Raw genomic sequence first — 19,857 nt, forward strand, 5'->3', positions numbered from 1 at the left:
TTTCCAAATGAATTTCATTTGAACGTATCAGTGATCAGGCAAGTGCCTCCACGGTTTTGAGGCGCTTGCCTTTCTATCTGTATCGCGATATAATAGGGTGTAAGAAATGAAAAGGAGTTTGTATGAAAAAGAAACCTATCTATCTTTATATCCTGTTATTTTTCTCTACGGTTGGAACCCTGACTTCAGCTGTCTCAACCTTTGGAGCTTCAAAGAGTTTTGAGCTGACAGATGATTTTGCGAAACAACTTGGTTTAACAACGGCTCAAGACAAGGCTGACTATGTGACATATTATGAGAAATCAGCCCAACTCAATCAGTCTCCACTAACCTTTTTATTTGTTTCCTTGATTCTGATTGCCTTACTGGCAACTTTCTATTTCCTCTTTATGAAGCAGGATCTGTTAACAGCTCATTATACTTATATGGGACAGATTTTGTTAAGTCAAGCCTTCTCTTGCTATAATTATTTTGCAGGGCGTCCACTATTAGCTAGTTTTTCAAACTCAGCGCTTCGCCAACGATATCTGGCATCTTCGTCCATTGCTTTGTTACTCTTGACTGCTTTATCCCTTCTCTTCCTTGGAATTGTTTTGTATAAAACCTTGCGTTTGAGAAAAGTTCAAGCTAGGGCATAATAGATAAGTTTGAATGGAGCTCTCTTAGAGGATAAGAGAGTTTCTTGATTGGAGAAAAAAGATGAAAGTATCCTTTGTTTATATTAGTCTGAGTGGGAATACAGAGAGTTTTGTCCGCCGTTTAAGTGACTATTTGCTGGAAGCTCATCCCGGACTTGAAATCGAGAAAGTGCATGTGAAAGACCTGGTCAAAGAGGGCCAGCCCTTCTTTGAAATGACCAACCCTTTTATCACTTTTTTGCCAACCTATTTGGAGGGTGGAAATGGTGTCGACAATGGCGATGTGGAAATTTTGACGACAGATGTCGCGGATTTTATTGCTTATGGAGACAATGCCAGCAAGTGCTTAGGAGTGGTTGGATCAGGCAATCGGAATTTTAACAATCAATATTGTTTAACCGCTAAGCAATACAGCCAACGCTTTGGTTTCCCCATGTTAGCCGATTTTGAAATGCGGGGGATGTTGGGAGATATTAAAAAAGTAGCTGCCATTGTAGAAGAGTTGTATCATCTTTAAAATAAAGAGAGTGGGACAGAAATCGGTAATTCGTTAGAATTCGATTTCGTCGTCCCACCTCCGCACAGTTGAGTAGGGCTGTAAAAGCTGATGAAATCAGTGTAGTAGAGCCCACTCAACCACTGCGTTTTGCTCGACAATCCAAAAACAAATAAGAGGCTAGGACTTTTGTCCCAGCCTCTTATTTGTTGCGACTGAATAGAAGAGGAGTCACATTTTATATGACTCCTCTTCTATGGCTTATTTTAATTTTTCAGTGATTTCTTTAGCAAGTAGGAGCCCTAATCGATAGTCTTTATTGATGGCATGGATGACATCGTTGATATTGTCGGTCTCTTGGATTTTTTTCTTGATGCTATCTTTGAAAAATTGATCTTTCAAGAGTTGTTCTTGTAAGAGCCGTTGTAGTTTTTCTCTTTCGTACTTGTTGAATAAAAAGAGGACCACTAAACTGATGAGGATTAAGATGTAAACGGTTTGATTCATAGATTTCTCCTGTATATAAAGGATTTGAAAATGTAGAGAATGAAGGGCATTAGGCATGAGAAAAGGAGTGAGAAAGAACTAAATTGAATCGCATTTAGTTTCTCCTCTCACTCCCATATGAGATGTTCTACTTATCAATCATTAGATAAGAAATTACATTTTCTCAGGGGCATCGACACCAAGTAAGCGAAGGGCTTCTTTTAAGACTACTGCAGTTGAGTAGCTAAGAGCAAGACGGCTTTCGCGTTCTGGGCTTTCATCCAAGATACGAGTGTGTGCATAGTATTTGTTGAAGGCTTGAGCCAAGTTGATAGCATATTTTGCGATCAAGGATGGATCATAGTTTTCAGCGGCACGTTTGACAACACGAGAGAAGTCTTGGAGAAGCTTGATGATTTCCCAGCTTTCTGGGTCGCTCAAGCTGTAAGTCGCATCTGTAGATGGTGTGAAGTTGGCTTTACGAAGGATTGATTGGATACGAGCGTAAGCGTATTGAACGTAAGGTCCAGTTTCTCCTTCGAAGGATACCATGGCTTCGAGGTCGAAGTCATACCCATTGCGGCGGTCTGTCTTCAAGTCGTAGAATTTAACCGCACCAACACCGACTGCATGTGCCACTTCTTCCTTGTTTTCAAGTTCAGGATTCTTTTCTTCGATCTGAGCTTTGGCACGAGAGATGGCTTCTTGAAGAGTTGGTTCGAGAAGGATGATATTTCCTTTACGAGTTGACAATTTTTGGCGGTTTTTTGTCACCAAACCAAAGTCAACGTGAACCATATCATCGCTCCAGTCAAATCCCATTTTCTTCAAAACAGCTTTCAATTGACGGAAGTGGTTAGATTGTTCTTGACCTACAGCATAGATGTTTTTCACAAAGTTGTAAGTCCGTGCACGGTAGATAGCGGTTGCGATATCACGCGTGATATAAAGAGTGGCACCGTCTGATTTCTTAATCATAGCCGGTGGAAGGTTGACATCATCGAGCTCAACGATGCTAGCTCCCTTAGACTCTTTCAACAAGCCTTTGTCTTCAAGGATTTGAACCCCTTCATCCATCTTGTCGTTGTAGAAAGCTTCCCCGTTTAAGCTATCAAACTCAACACCGAGGAGTTTGTAGATACGGTTGAATTCCACCAAGCTTTCGTCACGGAACCATTGCCACAATTCAGTTGCTTCTGGATCCCCATCTTCTAATTTTTTGAACCATTTACGTCCTTCTTCATCAAGCTCAGGATCGTTTTCGATTTCAGCGTTGATTCGAACGTAAAGTTTTAGCAATTCATCGATTGGGTTGGCTTCGACAGCTTCCTTGCTACCCCATTTTTTGTAGGCCACCATCAAGAGACCGAACTGTTTACCCCAGTCTCCCAAGTGGTTGATTTTAATCGTGTTGTAGCCCATTTTGCGGAAGATGTTCGAAAGAGCATCCCCGATAACGGTTGAGCGCAAGTGACCAACTGAGAATGGTTTTGCGATATTTGGACTTGAAAGGTCGATGGTAATGTTTTGACCTTTACCTTCGTCTTGTTGGCCATAGTCTGCACCTGCTTCGATGACAGATTTGATCACTTGATCAGAGATCTTAGATTTGTCCAAGAAGAAGTTTACGTAAGGTCCAGTTGCAACGACTTTTTCGAAGGCACTTTGGTCGATTTTTTCAGCAATGTCTGCAGCGATTGCTTGAGGAGCCTTGCGTTCCACTTTTGCAAGTGAGAAGGCTGGAAAAGCAATGTCGCCAAGATCAGATGATTTTGGTTGTTCAAGCAAATTTAAAATAGCATCTTGGTCAAGAGAGTCAATCACTTTGGCCAATTCACTAGCAATGAGTTCTTTATTGTTCATATTAGCTCCTTAGTCCTTTTAACTATTATTTTAACACAATTCTGAGCGAATTTTCAATTTTTTTGGTATAATTTAAAGTATATTTATTCAAAAGTGGAGGTCCAATGAAAAAGACAGAACGTCACCTTTTGATTCAACAAATGATTCGAAATGAAAAATTGTCGACTCAAAAAGAGATTCAGGATCGATTAGAAGCAAAAGGAATTGCTGTAACGCAAACAACTCTGTCACGAGATTTGCGCGATCTGGGTCTAGTCAAGGTGAAACGAAAAGACCAGTTGTATTATATTTTGCCCAATGAGCCTGAGGTAGCAGAGATTTATATTATGTTGTCCAGCCATGCCAAATCTGTCTCACGAGCAGAATTCACTTTGGTTTTGCGGACAGAGCTGGGAGAAGCAGCTCTCTTGGCCAATGGTGTAGATGAAATGGCAGATGAGCGTATTTTGGGAACAGTAGCAGGGGCCAATACCCTCTTGATTGTCTGCCGTGACCAAGAGGCAGCTATTGAAATTCAAAATGAAATTTTAGGGATGATGCAGTAATCAAGCCCCGTTGGAGAGAAAGAGAGATGTCAAAAGGAGGAAGATAGTGAGCTATCTACTCCTGTTTTCATCTATGGAGCTTGTGTCAGAAAATGATGCAAGAGTAAGGAATAAAGAAGTATGGCAGTAGAGAAAATATCCCCTGGAATGCAGCAGTATCTAGATATCAAAAAAGACTATCCGGATGCCTTTTTGCTGTTTCGAATGGGAGATTTTTACGAATTATTTTATGAAGATGCAGTGAATGCGGCTCAAATTTTAGAGATTTCCTTAACCTCACGGAATAAAAATGCAGAGAATCCGATCCCTATGGCGGGTGTTCCCTACCACTCGGCCCAGCAGTATATTGATGTTCTCATTGAACAGGGCTATAAGGTCGCGATTGCAGAACAAATGGAAGACCCCAAAGAAGCCAAGGGGGTCGTTAAGCGTGAAGTCGTACAGGTGATTACACCGGGTACAGTGGTGGATTCGACCAAGCCAGATAGTGAGAATAACTTCCTGGTTGCTTTGGATCGTTCAGGAAATGATTATGGGCTAGCCTATATGGATCTGGTGACAGGGGAGTTTCAGGTGACGACCCTCAATGACTTTAGCATGGTTTGTGGAGAAATCCGCAATTTACGTGCGCGTGAGGTGGTCCTGGGTTATGACTTGCCAGAACAGGAAGAGCGTGTGTTTGTGAGCCAGATGAATCTCTTGCTGTCACATGTAGAGACGGCGCTCGACGATGTTCAACTCTTAGGGGATCAGTTGAGTGAGCTAGAAAAGAAAACGGCTGGAAAACTTCTCCAGTATGTCTACCAGACACAAATGCGGGAATTGAGCCACCTCAAAAAAGCCCATCATTATGAGATTTGCGATTTCTTGCAGATGGACTTTGCGACCAAGGCTAGTCTTGATTTGACAGAGAATGCGCGGACTGGGAAGAAACATGGTAGCTTGTATTGGTATTTGGATGAAACCAAGACGGCCATGGGCGGTCGTTTGTTGCGGTCCTGGATTCAGAAACCCTTAGTCGATTTGAAACGGATTCGAGAGCGCCAGGACATCATTCAGGTCTTTATGGATCATTTCTTTGAACGGAGCGATTTGACCGACAGCCTCAAAGGAGTCTATGACATTGAACGCTTAGCGAGTCGGGTTTCCTTTGGCAAGATCAATCCTAAGGATCTCTTGCAACTAGGAGATACTCTGGGGCATGTGCCGACGATTAAGTCGATTCTACTGGGGATTGGCGATCCAGTCTTAGATGTCTTGATTGCACGCTTGGATGAACTTCCTGAGTTGCATCGCTTGATTACCTCAGCTATTGCTCCGGAAGCATCTGCTGTTATTACAGAGGGAAATATCATCCGAACTGGGTTTGACGAGCAATTGGACCAGTACCGTGTCGTTCTTCGGGATGGTACTGGTTGGATTGCTGAGATTGAGGCCAAGGAGCGCGAAGCCAGCGGCATTACAGGTCTAAAAATCGATTACAACAAGAAGGATGGCTACTATTTCCATGTCACCAATTCTCAATTGAGTCACGTTCCTGCTCACTTTTTCCGCAAGGCGACCTTGAAAAATTCAGAACGCTTTGGTACGGAAGAATTGGCACGCATCGAAGGAGATATGCTTGAGGCGCGTGAGAAGTCTGCTAATCTTGAATATACGATTTTTATGCGGATTCGTGAAGAAGTTGGCAAATATATCCAGCGTTTGCAACAGTTGGCTCAGGCGATTGCAACGGTTGATGTTTTACAAAGTTTGGCCAGTGTTGCTGAGTCGCAACAGTTGAATCGCCCCTTTTTTCATGAAGAGCGACGAATTGAAATCGACAAAGGTCGCCATCCAGTTGTCGAGAAAGTCATGGGCGCTCAGACCTATATTCCTAATAGCATCTTTATGGATGAAGAACGGGATATTCAGTTGATTACAGGGCCAAACATGAGCGGGAAGTCTACCTATATGCGCCAATTGGCGATCATTGTGATTCTTGCGCAAATTGGCTCCTATGTTCCAGCGCAAAAGGCTGAGTTGCCAATCTTTGATGCGATCTATACCCGGATCGGAGCTGCTGATGACCTGGTATCGGGTCAGTCTACCTTTATGGTGGAAATGATGGAAGCCAATCACGCCATTCGCAAGGCAACGCCCCAGTCCTTGATTTTGTTTGATGAGTTGGGGCGGGGAACTGCGACCTATGATGGGATGGCCCTCGCCCAATCCATCATCGAATACATCCACGATCGTACTGGTGCCAAAACCTTGTTTGCGACCCATTACCATGAGTTGACGGCTCTCTCAGAGACTTTGACCCGTTTGGAAAATGTCCATGTTGCGACCTTGGAGCGAGATGGTCAGGTTACCTTCTTGCACAAGATTGAACCCGGCCCAGCAGATAAATCCTATGGGATTCACGTGGCCAAGATCGCTGGTTTGCCAGAAGAATTGCTGAAGCGGGCGGATGCGATTTTGACCAAGCTCGAAGGACAAGCCCAGCAAGTACCGCTTGCGGATGCAACTCCTAAAAAGGAAGTGTCTTCGCAGGTTGCTGAACAAATGTCCCTCTTTGAGGAAGAAACAGAAAGTACAGTGATCACAGAATTGAAGAATCTGGATCTCTACAATATGACTCCGATGGAAGTCATGATGGCAGTCGCCGAATTGAAAAAGAAATTGTAAAAAAAGATCCTCGTGACGGCGAGGATCTCAGATTGAAGACAAAGTCATCTTAGAAACTTTCCTTAGGTGAGTCTGGACGTCAGCGAACTTCTAAGAAGTTCCATGACTAATTATTGAGCCCCTTCGCTCTTTAATTTCTGGGCTCAGGCTAAAACAGTTTCCTAAACTGTTTTACTCTAAAAACTCCCGAGTGCCTGAAACACAATTGTTTCAGGCACTTTTCTCACAGCGGAAAGTTTCAGTAGATGATTGAATAACTATAACGAGTATAATTTTTATAGAATTTATTAGATTTGTATAAAGGAACAGTTTATCTCCATTTTCAGATCCTCGTAGCACTGAGGATCTTTTTGCTTAGTGGTTAGCAATGCTTTGATTGATTTCTTGGACTTGTTTTTTATAAAAATGATGGGAGACCAACCAGATGATCACGTAAACGAGGGTGAATTCGACAATGAGCGAGAGGTAAAATCCGAGTCGTGCTGGAAACCAGCCGGCCAAGGTAGCTAGGGGAATAAACCCAAGTAACATGAGTAGGTAATGGCTCAGAGTAGCCCGCAAGAGGCTCCAGTCTTTTTGAAAGAGGAGACTTCCCAAGCTAAAGAGGACCCCAATCGCACCCCAAACGAGGACGCAATAGAGCATGACCAGTGAGCCGTGAACATGATGCAAGAACATCCAGCGGCCGACTGCAGAGTTGGGACTTAAGGGAAGGTACAACTCAGGTGAGAATTGGTAGGAAAAGAAGATGGATAGAATGAGCCCGATGAGAATCCCTTTTAGGGCGTCAGAAAATGATTGTTTTAGCATGATAATTTCTCCTTAATGGCTTTTAAATAACGACGGGAGGAGTAGGTCAGGCTCCCATTTTTAAGATGGATTTGAACCGATCCTCCACTAGTGAAGTGCAGGTGATCGATTTCTTTTGTGTTGATAATTTCAGATTGGGAAATTTTGAGAAAGAAGGTCGGTAAGTCTTCAGATAGCTGATAGAGTGGTCCAGTCAGGATAAATTGATCTGTCATGGTCTCACCAATCACTTGCCGATTTTCAATGTAAAAACGTTGGAATAGCTGGCTTTCGATCAGGTAAGCCTCCCCATCCTTTTTGGCACGTAAGCGCCCTTTTTGATCCAATTCTTCCACAAAGTCACGGATTCTCTCTACACGCGTAGATAGTGTAGGTGCTGTAATCGTCACCGCTTCTTCTTGGAAGTGGGAATCAATGTGTACTTCTACTTTCATAAGATATTTTCTCCCTCCTTAGGTAAAGTCGGTTAGCCTGCTAGCTCGGCTCCTTCTTTACACTACTATTAAACACTTTTTCCAAAGGGAAGACAAGGGGATTTGTTTATGTGGTCGTTTTCTTTGCCTATGCGGTTTTTAGGAAAAAAGATGGGGCCAGCCTCCATTTTTTAAGAAAGGGAGTCCTGTGGATCTGTGGTATAATAGAGCTACATGTATCGGTGAAAAAAGGTAAAGGAGCAGCTATGTCACAGATTATTGAATTGCCAGAAGTCCTAGCCAACCAGATTGCGGCAGGTGAAGTAATTGAACGACCTGCTAGTGTGGTCAAGGAATTGGTTGAAAACTCGATCGATGCTGGAGCTAGCCAGATCGTCGTCGAAATCGAAGAAGCAGGATTGAAGTCGATTCGGATCACAGACAATGGGGAAGGAATTGCGCATGATGAGGTCGCTTTGGCCCTTCGTCGACATGCGACCAGTAAGATCAAGAATCAAGCGGATCTTTTTCGCATTCGAACGCTTGGTTTTCGTGGCGAGGCCATGCCTTCCATTGCTTCTGTTAGTATTCTAACCCTTCTAACGGCTCAAGAAGGAGCTGCCCACGGGACCAAATTGGTCGCAAAGGGTGGCGAAATTGAGGAATTGGAGCCAGCGACAAGCCCTGTCGGGACCAAGATTACAGTAGAAGATCTCTTTTTTAATACTCCTGCTCGTCTCAAGTATTTAAAGAGCCAGCAGGCAGAGCTATCCCATATCGTGGATATTCTCAATCGCTTGAGCTTGGCCCATCCTGAGATTGCCTTTACCTTGATCAATGATGGAAAAGAAATGACCAAAACAGCGGGGACTGGCAATCTCCGGCAAGCGATTGCGGGTGTCTATGGCCTTGCGTCTGCTAAGAAGATGGTTGCCATTGAAAATCGTGACCTAGATTTTGAAGTGACGGGCTTTGTGTCTTTGCCTGAATTGACTCGTGCCAATCGCAACTACATCAGTCTCTTTATCAACGGCCGCTACATCAAGAATTTCTTGCTCAATCGGGCTATTTTAGACGGCTACGGTAGTAAACTCATGGTGGGTCGCTTCCCACTTGCGATCATTCACATCCAGATCGACCCTTACTTAGCGGATGTCAATGTTCACCCGACCAAGCAAGAGGTTCGTATCTCCAAAGAACGAGAACTGATGGCCTTGATTTCCCAAGCCATTGCGAATGCTCTGAAAGAGCAGGATCTAATTCCGGATGCTCTAGAAAATCTAGCCAAGTCGACCATTCGTCGAGCAGAAAAGCCGGTTCAGACGACCTTGCCTTTGAAAGAAAACCGCCTCTATTATGACCGCGAAAGTCAAGATTTCAAACTTCGACCAGAGGTGGCAGATCCTCAACTTCCTCTAACAGATGAGGATACTACTGAAGCCAGAAGCCAAGAAAATCCAGTAGAAAAACCGACAAGTGCGATCAAGTTTGCGGAAAGAAAGGCTGCGGTATACGATGAACTGGATCACCCAGAGTTGGATCTGGCTAGCCTAGACAAGGCCTATGACAAGCTGGAGGGAGAGGAAGCATCGACCTTCCCAGAGTTGGAATATTTTGGTCAGATGCATGGGACTTATCTCTTTGCTCAAGGCAATGGAGGCCTCTACATCATTGACCAGCATGCAGCCCAAGAGCGGGTCAAATACGAAGAATACCGGGAGAGCATCGGGGACGTAGACGGCAGTCAGCAACAACTGCTGGTGCCTTATATCTTTGAGTTCCCTACAGACGATCTGATCCGCCTGCAACAGCGCAAGCACCTCTTAGAAGAAGTGGGCGTCTACTTAGAAGAATACGGAGCTAACCAGTTGATCTTACGGGAGCATCCGATCTGGATGAAGGAAGAAGAGATCGAGTCGGGCATCTATGAAATGTGTGATATGCTCCTTTTGACCAAGGAAGTGTCCATCAAGAAATACCGGGCTGAGTTGGCCATCATGATGTCCTGCAAACGCTCCATCAAGGCCAACCACACGCTGGATGATTACTCCGCACGCGATCTGATCTACCAACTGTCCCAATGTGACAACCCTTATAACTGCCCTCATGGCCGTCCGGTTTTGGTTAACTTTACCAAGTCAGATATGGAAAAGATGTTCCGACGCATTCAGGAAAATCACACCAGTTTACGGGAATTGGGCAAATATTAATCAAACAATAAAGGAAGATTATGTACGAATACATTAAAGGAATTTTAACAAAAATCACCGCCAAATACATCGTGGTGGAGACAGCTGGGATCGGCTATCTCTTGCATGTGGCCAATCCCTATGCCTACTCTGGTAAAATGAATCAAGAGGTGCACGTCTATCTGCACCAAGTGGTTCGGGAAGACGCTCACCTTCTCTATGGCTTTGCGACCGAAGAAGAGAAACAGCTCTTTTTAAACTTGATCTCAGTCTCTGGGATTGGACCTGTCTCAGCTCTGGCTATCATTGCTGCAGATGACAATGCAGGCCTTGTCCAAGCCATCGAAAGCAAGAACATCACTTACTTGACCAAGTTTCCGAAGATCGGCAAGAAAACAGCCCAACAGATGGTTTTGGACCTAGAAGGTAAGATCAATCTTGATCTAGAAGATGCACCGGCTCAGTCCAAAGCCAAAGTTGTAGAAGAAAACCAAGCCCTTGAAGAAGCCATGGAAGCCATGTTGGCATTGGGCTACAAGGCAACGGAACTCAAGAAAATCAAGAAATTCTTTGAAGGAACTTCTGATACTGCTGAAAACTATATCAAGTCTGCCCTTAAGATGTTGGTGAAATAGGAGAAGTCTATGCCAAAACGTTGTGGCTGGGTTAAAATGAACAACCCTCTATATGTAGCCTACCACGATGAAGAGTGGGGCCAGCCACTTCATGATGACCAGGCTCTTTTTGAGTTGCTCTGCATGGAGACCTATCAGACTGGTCTGTCTTGGGAAACGGTGCTCAATAAACGCCAAGCCTTTCGGGAAGCTTTTCATGGTTACCAAGTTCATCGTGTTGCAGAGATGAGTGACTCTGAATTGGAAGATTTAATGGACAATGTAGCGATCATCCGAAATCGAGCTAAGATTTTTGCGACACGTGCCAACGCCCAGGCCTTTCTACAAGTGCAAGCAGACTATGGTTCTTTTGATGCCTATCTTTGGTCTTTTGTCGGTGGGAAGACGATTGTGAATGATGTGCCTGATTACAGCCAGGCGCCTGCCAAAACAGGTCTATCTGAGAAATTATCCAAAGATCTCAAAAAACGAGGCTTCAAGTTCACAGGCCCAGTCGCCATCTTGTCATTTTTACAAGCTGCAGGTCTGGTTGATGACCACGAGAATGATTGTGAATGGAAAAGCGGTAAGTAGTGAGTACAGATAGCGAAAGTATTTGAGAATATAGAAAAAGCTGAGAAATTCATCTCAGCTTTCTTTGTTATAGTCAAAGCGAATGACTTGCTCCGTTGCATCTACATACGCGTGGACTCCAAAGGGAACAATTGCTCTTGGTGTGGCATGACCAACGTTTAGATTATAGACAATCGGGGTATTGCTGTCAATGATATCCAATAGTGCCTCTTTATAGTCGTCATAGAAAGTTTCATCCATAGGTTTTCCGACCAAGAGTCCACTGATGACTTCAAATATCCCAGTTTCTTTTAAAGCCTGCAACATTTTTTTGAAATCATCAGGTTCAGGCTTTTCTTCACTTGTTTCTAGCAAGAGGATTTTTCCTTTCCAGTCGGATAAGTCAGGGAAGAGTCTGTACTTTTGGCAGAGTTCTGTACTGTCTACATATCGAGAGTTGTCAAAGATATCGTAGAGGGATTCGAGGCAACCACCGAGGATTTTTCCCTCGAACTGGGCAGTTCCTTGTAGCAAGTCAAAACCTGTATTTGCATGGCTGACACGAGGTATTCCCAAAGCTTTGGGACTGAAGTCAGTTCTTTCCTCATACCAAACGTCACTAGGTCGAATTTCCGAGATTCTTCCCGTCTCAATCAATTCTTTGAAGTAGTGGAGGCTGTATGGCAACATTTCTTTGTCTAACTCACAAATGTCTGCTAAAAAGGATTGACCATAAAAAGTCTTGATTCCTAGTTTATGCAACATGAGGTGGTTCATAGTTGTATCCGAGAAGCCAAGAAAAATTTTTTGTTTGATAACCTTTTGTAGTTGGTCATTTTCAAAAAGATAAGGCAATAAACGATAGGTATCGTCTCCACCGATGGCGCATAAGATCATGTCGATGCTTTCATCAGAAAATGCCTGCATCAAATCCTCCGCACGAGCTTCAGGATGTTCTTTGATAAAGTCTAAGCCTTTTAGCGAATGGGGTAAAAAGATAGGATTGAGTCCGAGGCCCTTGAGACGTTGGACACCCAAGTCCATTTCGTGTTTGACAAAGTCTTCTCCGATAATCCCACTAGATAAACTTATAATACCAATAGTAGAAGTCATATATTATCCTCCTAGAAAAAATTGATACTATTGTATCACAAAAGATGAGGGAAAACAACAAGAATTAGAGTCAGAAGAAGGCTTTTAGATCAAGAAAGTAGTAAAAAAGCAACCACTCGATATGGTTTCTTCAGAATAGAGATAAGCTCTATCAACAATAGAAAATAGCCCTTTTAGAAGTTGATCGCCACATAGTTAAAAGTCTTAGGCATGCTGATGTAATGGTATTTCTAAGAGCCTTTACTTTATACTCTAAAATAAAAGATTGAAGAAAGTTGTCCAAAATGGACTTTATCTTCAATTTGATTTTTAAATAATTTAGGAAATTGTGTTAAAATGAAATGAAAATTACGAATAGTATAAGTAGGAGGCACCATGAAGGCGGAAATTATTGCAGTTGGAACAGAAATTCTAACAGGACAAATTGTGAACACCAATGCTCAATTCTTGTCTGAAAAATTGGCTAGTTTAGGGATTGATGTCTATTATCATGTGGCGGTAGGAGACAATGAAGGTCGTCTCTTCTCGACCATTGAGACAGCTTCAAAACGCAGTGATTTGGTGATTTTATGTGGTGGACTTGGGCCAACAGAGGATGATTTGACCAAGCAAACCCTTGCTAAGTTTTTAGGGAAAGAACTGGTTTTTGATCCAACAGCGCTTGCCAAACTCGACACCTTCTTTGCCAGTCGCCCTGATTATGTCCGGACGCCCAATAATGAGCGGCAAGCACAATTGATTGCCGGTTCAATCCCCCTTCAAAACCGTACAGGTCTCGCGGTTGGAGGTTTGATTGAAGTCGACGGTGTGACCTATGTCGTTCTACCTGGTCCACCAAGTGAGTTAAAACCCATGGTCAATGAACAATTGGTGCCTCATTTGACAACAGGGGAACAGCTCTTTTCAAGAGTCTTGCGCTTCTTTGGAATTGGGGAAAGCCAGCTGGTTACGATCCTAGCAGATATCATTGAGGAGCAGAGTGATCCGACGGTGGCTCCTTATGCCAAGACGGGAGAAGTGACCTTGCGTCTGTCTACAAAGGCGAAGGATCAAGCTTCAGCAGATGCTAAGCTCGATGTCTTAGAAAAGGAAATCTTATCACGCCACACCCTGGATCATCAACCTTTGCAAGAGTTGTTTTACGGTTATGGGGATGACAATTCGATGGCCAAGGTGGCCTTTGATCTCTTGAAACGGACTGGTAAGACCATTACAGCTGCAGAAAGCCTGACGGCTGGCCTCTTCCAAGCGACTTTGGCAGATTTTTCAGGGGCGTCTAGCATCTTTGCAGGTGGTTTTGTCACCTATAGTCTGGAAGAAAAAAGCAAGATGTTGTCTATTCCAGCTCAAGAGTTGGAGCAACATGGAGTGGTGTCTCATTTTACAGCTCAAGCCATGGCTTCACAGGCCCGTAAGTTAACAGGATCCGATTATGGTGTTAGCCTGACCGGAGTTGCGGGGCCAGATAGTCTAGAAGGGCACCCAGCAGGGACTGTCTTTATCGGACTTGCAACTCCAAACGGAGTGGATAGTGTTCAAGTTAATATCGCTGGACGTAGCCGGGCGGATGTCCGCGAAATTGCAGTTCTTCATGCCTTTAATTTGGTACGCTTGGCTGTATTAAATGGTGAAAATTTGGTATAATGAAGCTTGTGCCAAATGAAGAATAATTCTAAAAATGGATAGGAAATGAGCCTTTCAAAGACCGGAAAACGTCAGTGAGTTGCATGCATTTCCTGTATAGTAAAAAATAGGAGAAAAGAATGGCGAAAAAACAGAAAAAATTAGATGATATCTCTAAGAAATTTGGAGATGAGCGTGAAAAAGCGCTCAATGATGCCCTGAAATTGATCGAAAAAGACTTTGGTAAGGGATCGATCATGCGTTTGGGTGAACGTGCAGAGCAAAAAGTACAAGTCATGAGCTCTGGTTCCTTGGCGCTTGATATTGCCTTGGGTGCTGGTGGTTATCCAAAAGGTCGGATCATCGAAATCTATGGTCCAGAATCATCTGGTAAAACAACCGTTGCCCTCCATGCAGTAGCGCAAGCACAGAAAGAAGGGGGCATTGCTGCCTTTATCGATGCCGAGCATGCCTTGGATCCATCTTATGCAGCAGCTCTTGGGGTCAATATCGACGAACTTCTCTTGTCTCAACCAGACTCAGGGGAACAAGGACTTGAAATTGCTGGTAAATTGATCGACTCTGGTGCGGTTGATTTGGTGGTTGTCGACTCTGTTGCAGCCTTGGTACCACGTGCGGAAATCGATGGAGATATCGGGGATAGCCACGTTGGTTTGCAAGCGCGGATGATGAGCCAAGCGATGCGTAAACTCGGAGCTTCGATCAATAAGACCAAGACCATTGCCATCTTTATCAACCAATTGCGTGAAAAAGTTGGGGTCATGTTTGGGAACCCTGAAACCACACCTGGTGGTCGTGCCCTTAAATTCTACGCTTCTGTCCGTCTAGATGTTCGTGGAAACACTCAAATCAAGGGGACTGGGGACCAAAAAGATACCAACGTTGGTAAGGAAACCAAGATCAAGGTTGTGAAGAACAAGGTAGCTCCACCGTTCAAAGAAGCCATGGTTGAAATCATGTACGGGGAAGGAATTTCACGTACAGGTGAATTGGTGAAGATTGCAACAGATTTGGATATCATCCAAAAAGCTGGTGCCTGGTACTCATATAACGGCGAAAAAATTGGTCAAGGATCTGAAAATGCTAAGAAATTCTTGGCTGACCACCCAGAAATTTTTGACGAAATCGACCACAAGGTTCGGGTTCATTTTGGTTTGATCGAAGAAGACGAAGCAGTGAAAACCCTTGATAAAACTGAAGAAGCAGCTCCTGTCGTAGAAGAAGTAACTCTAGATTTAGATGATGCGATTGAAATTGAAGATTAATTTTTTTCAAAATAGGTCGCTAGACTGATGGTTTTTGTGTTATAATTTAATACGATAGTATTATCGTGTAGCGAAAGGAGTGCATGCATGATTAAAATTTATACAGTGTCAAGTTGCACCAGCTGTAAAAAAGCAAAGACTTGGCTCAATGCTCACCAGCTAACTTATAAAGAACAAAACCTCGGTAAAGAAGGGATCACCAAAGAAGAATTATTGGATATCCTTACAAAGACTGAAAATGGAGTGGCAAGTATTGTCTCTTCAAAAAATCGATACGCTAAAAATCTAGGAGTGGACATTGAAGACTTGAGTGTCAATGAAGTCATTGACATCATCATGGAAACACCTCGTATTCTTAAAAGTCCGATCTTGGTAGATGACAAACGTCTCCAAGTGGGCTACAAAGAAGATGATATTCGTGCCTTCTTGCCACGATCAGTTCGAAATGTAGAAAATGCAGAAGCGCGGATGCGTGCAGCCCTTTAAAGTGATTGAAAATCAGAAACAATTTGTTTCTGATTTTTTCTTTTTAAAAATTGGAATGAAAAGCAGTTTACTGCGCCATTTTACGAAATCTATGATACAATATTTTAGAAAACAATAACTAGTAAGGAATGGAAAATGAAAAGGAAAATCTTCTTATTGGGTGTACTTGCCTTGTGTTTGACGGGATGCGGTCAAAAAAAGCAAGTGAAAACGCCAACTTCAAGTGAACAAAAGGCAATCCAAGCAAAAGCAGAGCAGCTGCAAAAGGATAATAAGAGTATCTTGCAAAAAGCTGAAGAAAATAAAGTCATCACTAGAACCTTTGTTTTTCCAAAAGATGACAAGGGGACACAACAAACGCAAATCGTCACCTATGTGGGGGATACCTTTAAAAAATTGGAGACCATCAATGTGACGGCAACCGATGAGGAGTTGAAAAAAGGGATCCAACAGGTTGGAGTCGAGGAAGCGCAAAAGCAATTGAGAGAATCCTTTAACAAGGACGATGCCTTTAAGGAAGCTTTGACAGTGCCAGGTTTCACAGCTGATTTAACCTTGGAAAATGAGAATGAATACAAGGTAACCATCACCTATGATTTTGAAGCAATGGATGTGAAGAAGGCTGAAGGCATGACCTACTTCAAAAACAATCACTTACCAGAGTTGTTGAAGCTGACACCGAGTCAATTTGCGGATAATCTTATCAATGCTGGAGCGAGTGAGCAAAAATAAAAAAACAGTTTAGCTAAAATAGCTCAAAAATGCTTGAAAAAGCCGTAAAATCAAGGGCTTGGCCGTTGTGGAAAACTCTTAATTATGGTATAATAGTAATATTCTAAGGAAAGAGGGTGTTCTTGTGGGATTTACAGATGAAACAGTACGTTTTAATCTTGATGATTCAAATCGTAAGGAAATTAGCGAGACCTTGAAAGATGTTTACTTGTCACTGGATGAAAAAGGCTACAATCCAATTAATCAAATCGTAGGATACGTACTCAGTGGTGATCCTGCCTATGTACCTCGTTATAATAATGCACGGAACCAAATTCGTAAATATGAACGAGATGAGATCGTGGAAGAATTGGTACGTTATTATTTGAAAGGGCAAGGAATAGACCTCTAATGAGAATTATGGGATTGGATGTCGGTTCAAAGACCGTCGGGGTTGCTGTGAGTGATCCTCTCGGTTTTACAGCTCAGGGTCTTGAAATCATTCAAATTGATGAGGACAAAAAAGAATTTGGCTTAGAACGATTAGCCGAATTAGTAGCTCAATACAAGGTAGACCGTTTTGTTGTAGGCTTGCCGAAAAACATGAACAACACAAGCGGACCGCGTGTGGAAGCCAGTCAGGCGTATGGCACGATGATTGCTGAAAAGTTTGGCTTGCCAGTCGACTACCAAGACGAACGGTTGACAACAGTTGCCGCAGAGCGGATGTTGATTGAGCAAGCAGACGTTAGCCGTAGCAAACGCAAAAAAGTTATTGATAAGTTAGCGGCGCAGCTCATTTTACAAAATTATTTAGATCGTAATTTTTAGAAAGAAAACGAGGAAGAATAGTATGGCACATGATCATAACCACGACCATGAAGAACGTGAATTAATCACATTGGTGGATGAACAAGGAAATGAAACCTTGTTTGAAATTCTTTTGACCATCGATGGCAAAGAAGAGTTTGGAAAGAACTATGTCCTTTTGATCCCTGCAAATGCAGAAGAAGATGAAAATGGCGAAGTTGAAATTCAAGCTTATTCATTTACAGAAAACGAAGACGGAACAGAAGGCGACCTTCAACCAATCCCAGAAGACTCAGATGCAGAATGGGATATGATCGAAGAAGTCTTCAACAGCTTTATGGAGGAGTGATACAGTCTGGGAGACTGTATCACCTCAACTCCTAGAAACTAGAAAGAGTTGAAACGTCCGGGGGACGTTTTTAGCCCTGCTTCAAGAAATAAGAAAAAGCAGGAAGTCTGGGAGACTGTATCAGCCCAACTCCCAGAAATTGGAAAGAGTTGGAAGTCCGGGGGACGTTTTTAGCCTTGCGCTAGAAAGCAAGATTGCAAGTAAGTCCAATGGACTTGTTGTAAAGATGAACGGAAAGAATAACTACAAAAGAAAGGAGCGCAAACGTCAGAAGAGGTTTTGTCGCTTTTTTCTTTTAGGAGGAAGATGTGAATAAGATTGAGCAATGGATGAATAGTCGGATCGGTCTGAATTTCCGATCAGGACTGGATCGTATGGAGCAGGCGCTGAGCCTTTTAGGGAGACCGGATAAGTCTTATCCGATCCTTCATGTGACAGGAACCAATGGGAAGGGATCGACGATCGCCTTTATGCGCCAATTGTTGATGGTTCATGGGAAGAAAGTTGGGACCTTTACTTCTCCTCATATGATCAGTATCCATGATCGGATTTGTATTGGGGATCAGCCAATTTCAGATGAAGATTTCACTCGGATTGGTCAAGAGGTGCAGCAGATGGAGCAGACCCTACTCCAAACCCAGGACCAACTCTCCTATTTTGAGATTATCTGTCTCATGGCCCTTTTGTATTTTAAGGAACAAGCTGTGGACGTGGTCTTATTGGAAGTAGGTATTGGTGGGCTTCTGGACACGACCAATGTAGTGACAGGAGAGATTGCAGTGATCACTTCGGTTGGCCTGGATCACCAAGAAACGCTAGGAGGGACTATTGCGGCAATTGCTCAGCAAAAGGCAGGGATCTTTAAGAAGGGCAAGAAAGCTGTTGTGGGTCCCTTGTCGGATGATGCTATAACTGTTTGTCAAGAAAAAGCGAAGCAATTGGATGTGGATCTCTACGCCTTCCAGAACGATTTTGGCTTAGAGCAGGATCGTTTTTGGAATGAAAACGTGGAACTTGTCTTGCCGTCTCTGGGTTTGAAGGGTGATTACCAACGGGAAAATGCTGCAGTAGCTTTGGAGGCCTTTTTCCTCTATATGGAGGGCCTAGATCAAGAAGTGGATATGGAGCAGGTCAAACACGCCTTGCAAGAGACAAGGTGGCCGGGCCGTCTAGAGTTATTTGGCGACCAGGTGTATCTGGATGGCGCTCATAATCCTCATGCTATGTTGCGCTTGATCGAGTTTGCCAATAGCTTAGCAGGAAAGCGCGTGAAGATTTTATTCGGTGCTCTCAAACGAAAAGATTATAGTGGGATGCTCCAAACGCTTCAAGCGGGATTGCCAGAAGCTGAATTGATTTTGACGACCTTTCATTACGGTGAAGTGGTGGCGCAGGGTGATCGACAAGACCTGCCTTATGTGGCTGACTACAAGGCCTATATCAAAGAGTTTATGGATCAGAGCCATCCAGATGAGGTTTTATTTGTGACAGGTTCCTTGTATTTTATTGCAGAAGTAAGGGCATTTTTATTAGAGGGGTAAACAATTGACCTAAAGACTTTCTTGGCGTATACTGGTGGTAGATAGTATACGGTTATGGCGAAAGGAGTCGATCTTAATGAAAAAAATCATGTCTATACTGACCTTGGCGGTAGCTCTTTTCCTGACTGCTTGTAGCCAGCAAGAAAAAGCAACACAGACTTCGAGCAAACAGACGTCTACTTCATCACAGACTATGACTTCGGCGAGTGAAGAACAGAAAGAAGGAGTGTCCATAGATGGCAGTTATCGAGGACAGGACGAGGAAAATACGATTCTCTTAGTTGTGACGGGGCGAAAAGGCACGTTTACGGTACAAGATGCTGATGGAGAAGAAGAGACCAAAGAGGTCAGCATTGATCCGGTCAATCAATCCATGCGTATCGGGGATGAGCCTTATCGCTATCGGATCGAAGGAGATCAGTTGTCGCTAGAAGACCTAGAGCAAGCAGAGGATGATCAAGGGATTATCGTTTTGACCAAGCAATAAGGGACGAAACAAGAGAGAGTGGGACAGAAATCGGTAATTCGTTAGAATTCGATTTCGTCGTCCCACCTCCGCACAGTTGAGTAGGGCTGTAAAAGCTGATGAAATCAGCGTAGTAGAGCCCACTCAACCACTGCGTCTTGCTCGACAATCCAAA

Annotated in this window: 21 protein-coding genes; 16 read left to right on the top strand and 5 right to left on the bottom strand. The window is 43.4% G+C overall.

The window, feature by feature from the left end; translation table 11 throughout:
- Nucleotides 1-122: 122 nt before the first annotated feature.
- Both M1G14_RS00050 and nrdI read left to right on the top strand, forming a co-directional pair.
- Nucleotides 123-638: an ABC transporter permease gene (locus M1G14_RS00050; protein ID WP_247926084.1), complete on the top strand. Its 516-nt coding sequence runs from the start codon at nucleotides 123-125 to the stop codon at nucleotides 636-638.
- 61 nt (nucleotides 639-699) lie between these two features.
- Complete coding sequence (nrdI, locus tag M1G14_RS00055; RefSeq protein WP_049474157.1) at nucleotides 700-1,155, top strand: class Ib ribonucleoside-diphosphate reductase assembly flavoprotein NrdI; 456 nt, start codon at nucleotides 700-702, stop codon at nucleotides 1,153-1,155.
- A 240-nt stretch (nucleotides 1,156-1,395) separates the two neighbouring features.
- On the opposite strand, the gene M1G14_RS00060 is transcribed toward nrdI, so the two are convergent.
- Nucleotides 1,396-1,641, bottom strand: coding sequence for a hypothetical protein (locus M1G14_RS00060; protein ID WP_037608154.1), 246 nt, complete (start codon nucleotides 1,639-1,641; stop codon nucleotides 1,396-1,398).
- 153 nt (nucleotides 1,642-1,794) lie between these two features.
- Nucleotides 1,795-3,483 (bottom strand): arginine--tRNA ligase, encoded by a 1,689-nt coding sequence (gene argS, locus M1G14_RS00065; protein WP_214260167.1) that lies wholly within the window; start codon nucleotides 3,481-3,483, stop codon nucleotides 1,795-1,797.
- Between the two features lie 104 nt (nucleotides 3,484-3,587).
- Here argS and argR point away from each other — a divergent pair, with 104 nt between their 5' ends.
- Together argR and mutS are read left to right on the top strand one after the other, a co-directional pair.
- Complete coding sequence (gene argR / locus M1G14_RS00070) at nucleotides 3,588-4,028, top strand: arginine repressor (protein ID WP_003002219.1); 441 nt, start codon at nucleotides 3,588-3,590, stop codon at nucleotides 4,026-4,028.
- 120 nt (nucleotides 4,029-4,148) lie between these two features.
- Nucleotides 4,149-6,698: a DNA mismatch repair protein MutS gene (mutS, locus tag M1G14_RS00075; RefSeq protein ID WP_247926085.1), complete on the top strand. Its 2,550-nt coding sequence runs from the start codon at nucleotides 4,149-4,151 to the stop codon at nucleotides 6,696-6,698.
- Between the two features lie 354 nt (nucleotides 6,699-7,052).
- Here mutS and M1G14_RS00080 read toward each other — a convergent pair whose 3' ends face one another.
- Both M1G14_RS00080 and M1G14_RS00085 read right to left on the bottom strand, forming a co-directional pair.
- Entirely contained in the window at nucleotides 7,053-7,508 is a 456-nt protein-coding gene (locus M1G14_RS00080) for a DUF3021 domain-containing protein (protein WP_247926086.1), read from the bottom strand.
- Nucleotides 7,502-7,942, bottom strand: a complete 441-nt coding sequence (locus tag M1G14_RS00085; RefSeq protein ID WP_049482826.1) for a LytTR family DNA-binding domain-containing protein — start codon at nucleotides 7,940-7,942, stop codon at nucleotides 7,502-7,504. The genes M1G14_RS00080 and M1G14_RS00085 overlap by 7 nt, the downstream gene beginning before the upstream one ends.
- Before the next feature lie 245 nt (nucleotides 7,943-8,187).
- Between M1G14_RS00085 and mutL the strand changes: the two genes are divergently transcribed.
- Genes mutL through M1G14_RS00100 form a run of 3 tightly spaced genes read left to right on the top strand, consistent with a single transcriptional unit; the run spans nucleotide 8,188 to nucleotide 11,318 of the window.
- Nucleotides 8,188-10,131, top strand: a complete 1,944-nt coding sequence (mutL, locus tag M1G14_RS00090; protein WP_247926088.1) for a DNA mismatch repair endonuclease MutL — start codon at nucleotides 8,188-8,190, stop codon at nucleotides 10,129-10,131.
- A 20-nt stretch (nucleotides 10,132-10,151) separates the two neighbouring features.
- The gene (ruvA, locus tag M1G14_RS00095) at nucleotides 10,152-10,745 is read left to right on the top strand and encodes a Holliday junction branch migration protein RuvA (RefSeq protein ID WP_070661626.1); all 594 of its coding nucleotides are present in this window, start codon (nucleotides 10,152-10,154) and stop codon (nucleotides 10,743-10,745) included.
- Nucleotides 10,746-10,754: 9 nt separating this feature from the next.
- Nucleotides 10,755-11,318, top strand: coding sequence for a DNA-3-methyladenine glycosylase I (locus M1G14_RS00100; RefSeq protein WP_247926090.1), 564 nt, complete (start codon nucleotides 10,755-10,757; stop codon nucleotides 11,316-11,318).
- A gap of 54 nt (nucleotides 11,319-11,372) precedes the next feature.
- Here M1G14_RS00100 and M1G14_RS00105 read toward each other — a convergent pair whose 3' ends face one another.
- Nucleotides 11,373-12,410, bottom strand: coding sequence for a S66 family peptidase (locus tag M1G14_RS00105; RefSeq protein ID WP_247926091.1), 1,038 nt, complete (start codon nucleotides 12,408-12,410; stop codon nucleotides 11,373-11,375).
- A 375-nt stretch (nucleotides 12,411-12,785) separates the two neighbouring features.
- Here M1G14_RS00105 and M1G14_RS00110 point away from each other — a divergent pair, with 375 nt between their 5' ends.
- The 9 genes from M1G14_RS00110 to M1G14_RS00150 all read left to right on the top strand — a co-directional run bounded on the left by M1G14_RS00110 (nucleotide 12,786) and on the right by M1G14_RS00150 (nucleotide 19,703).
- A complete protein-coding gene (locus M1G14_RS00110; RefSeq protein WP_070506004.1) occupies nucleotides 12,786-14,054 on the top strand; it encodes a competence/damage-inducible protein A in 1,269 nt (422 codons plus the stop codon).
- Between the two features lie 119 nt (nucleotides 14,055-14,173).
- Nucleotides 14,174-15,319, top strand: coding sequence for a recombinase RecA (gene recA / locus M1G14_RS00115; RefSeq protein WP_003002082.1), 1,146 nt, complete (start codon nucleotides 14,174-14,176; stop codon nucleotides 15,317-15,319).
- A gap of 87 nt (nucleotides 15,320-15,406) precedes the next feature.
- Nucleotides 15,407-15,805 (top strand): transcriptional regulator Spx, encoded by a 399-nt coding sequence (spx, locus tag M1G14_RS00120; protein ID WP_003009108.1) that lies wholly within the window; start codon nucleotides 15,407-15,409, stop codon nucleotides 15,803-15,805.
- Between the two features lie 135 nt (nucleotides 15,806-15,940).
- Nucleotides 15,941-16,537, top strand: coding sequence for an SP0191 family lipoprotein (locus M1G14_RS00125; RefSeq protein ID WP_247926093.1), 597 nt, complete (start codon nucleotides 15,941-15,943; stop codon nucleotides 16,535-16,537).
- A gap of 124 nt (nucleotides 16,538-16,661) precedes the next feature.
- A complete protein-coding gene (locus tag M1G14_RS00130) occupies nucleotides 16,662-16,928 on the top strand; it encodes an IreB family regulatory phosphoprotein (RefSeq protein ID WP_003002070.1) in 267 nt (88 codons plus the stop codon).
- Entirely contained in the window at nucleotides 16,928-17,347 is a 420-nt protein-coding gene (gene ruvX, locus M1G14_RS00135; protein ID WP_049486291.1) for a Holliday junction resolvase RuvX, read from the top strand. The genes M1G14_RS00130 and ruvX overlap by 1 nt, the downstream gene beginning before the upstream one ends.
- 22 nt (nucleotides 17,348-17,369) lie before the next feature.
- On the top strand, nucleotides 17,370-17,675 hold the full coding sequence (locus tag M1G14_RS00140; protein ID WP_003001941.1) for a DUF1292 domain-containing protein: 306 nt from the start codon (nucleotides 17,370-17,372) through the stop codon (nucleotides 17,673-17,675).
- A gap of 308 nt (nucleotides 17,676-17,983) precedes the next feature.
- Nucleotides 17,984-19,216 carry a bifunctional folylpolyglutamate synthase/dihydrofolate synthase gene (locus tag M1G14_RS00145; RefSeq protein ID WP_247926094.1) on the top strand — a complete coding sequence of 411 codons (1,233 nt, stop codon included), beginning with the start codon at nucleotides 17,984-17,986 and terminating at the stop codon, nucleotides 19,214-19,216.
- A 76-nt stretch (nucleotides 19,217-19,292) separates the two neighbouring features.
- The gene (locus M1G14_RS00150) at nucleotides 19,293-19,703 is read left to right on the top strand and encodes an SP_0198 family lipoprotein (RefSeq protein WP_070675840.1); all 411 of its coding nucleotides are present in this window, start codon (nucleotides 19,293-19,295) and stop codon (nucleotides 19,701-19,703) included.
- The last annotated feature ends 154 nt before the right edge of the window (nucleotides 19,704-19,857 follow it).

Source organism: Streptococcus parasanguinis, assembly GCF_023109675.1.
Lineage (GTDB): Bacteria > Bacillota > Bacilli > Lactobacillales > Streptococcaceae > Streptococcus > Streptococcus parasanguinis_I.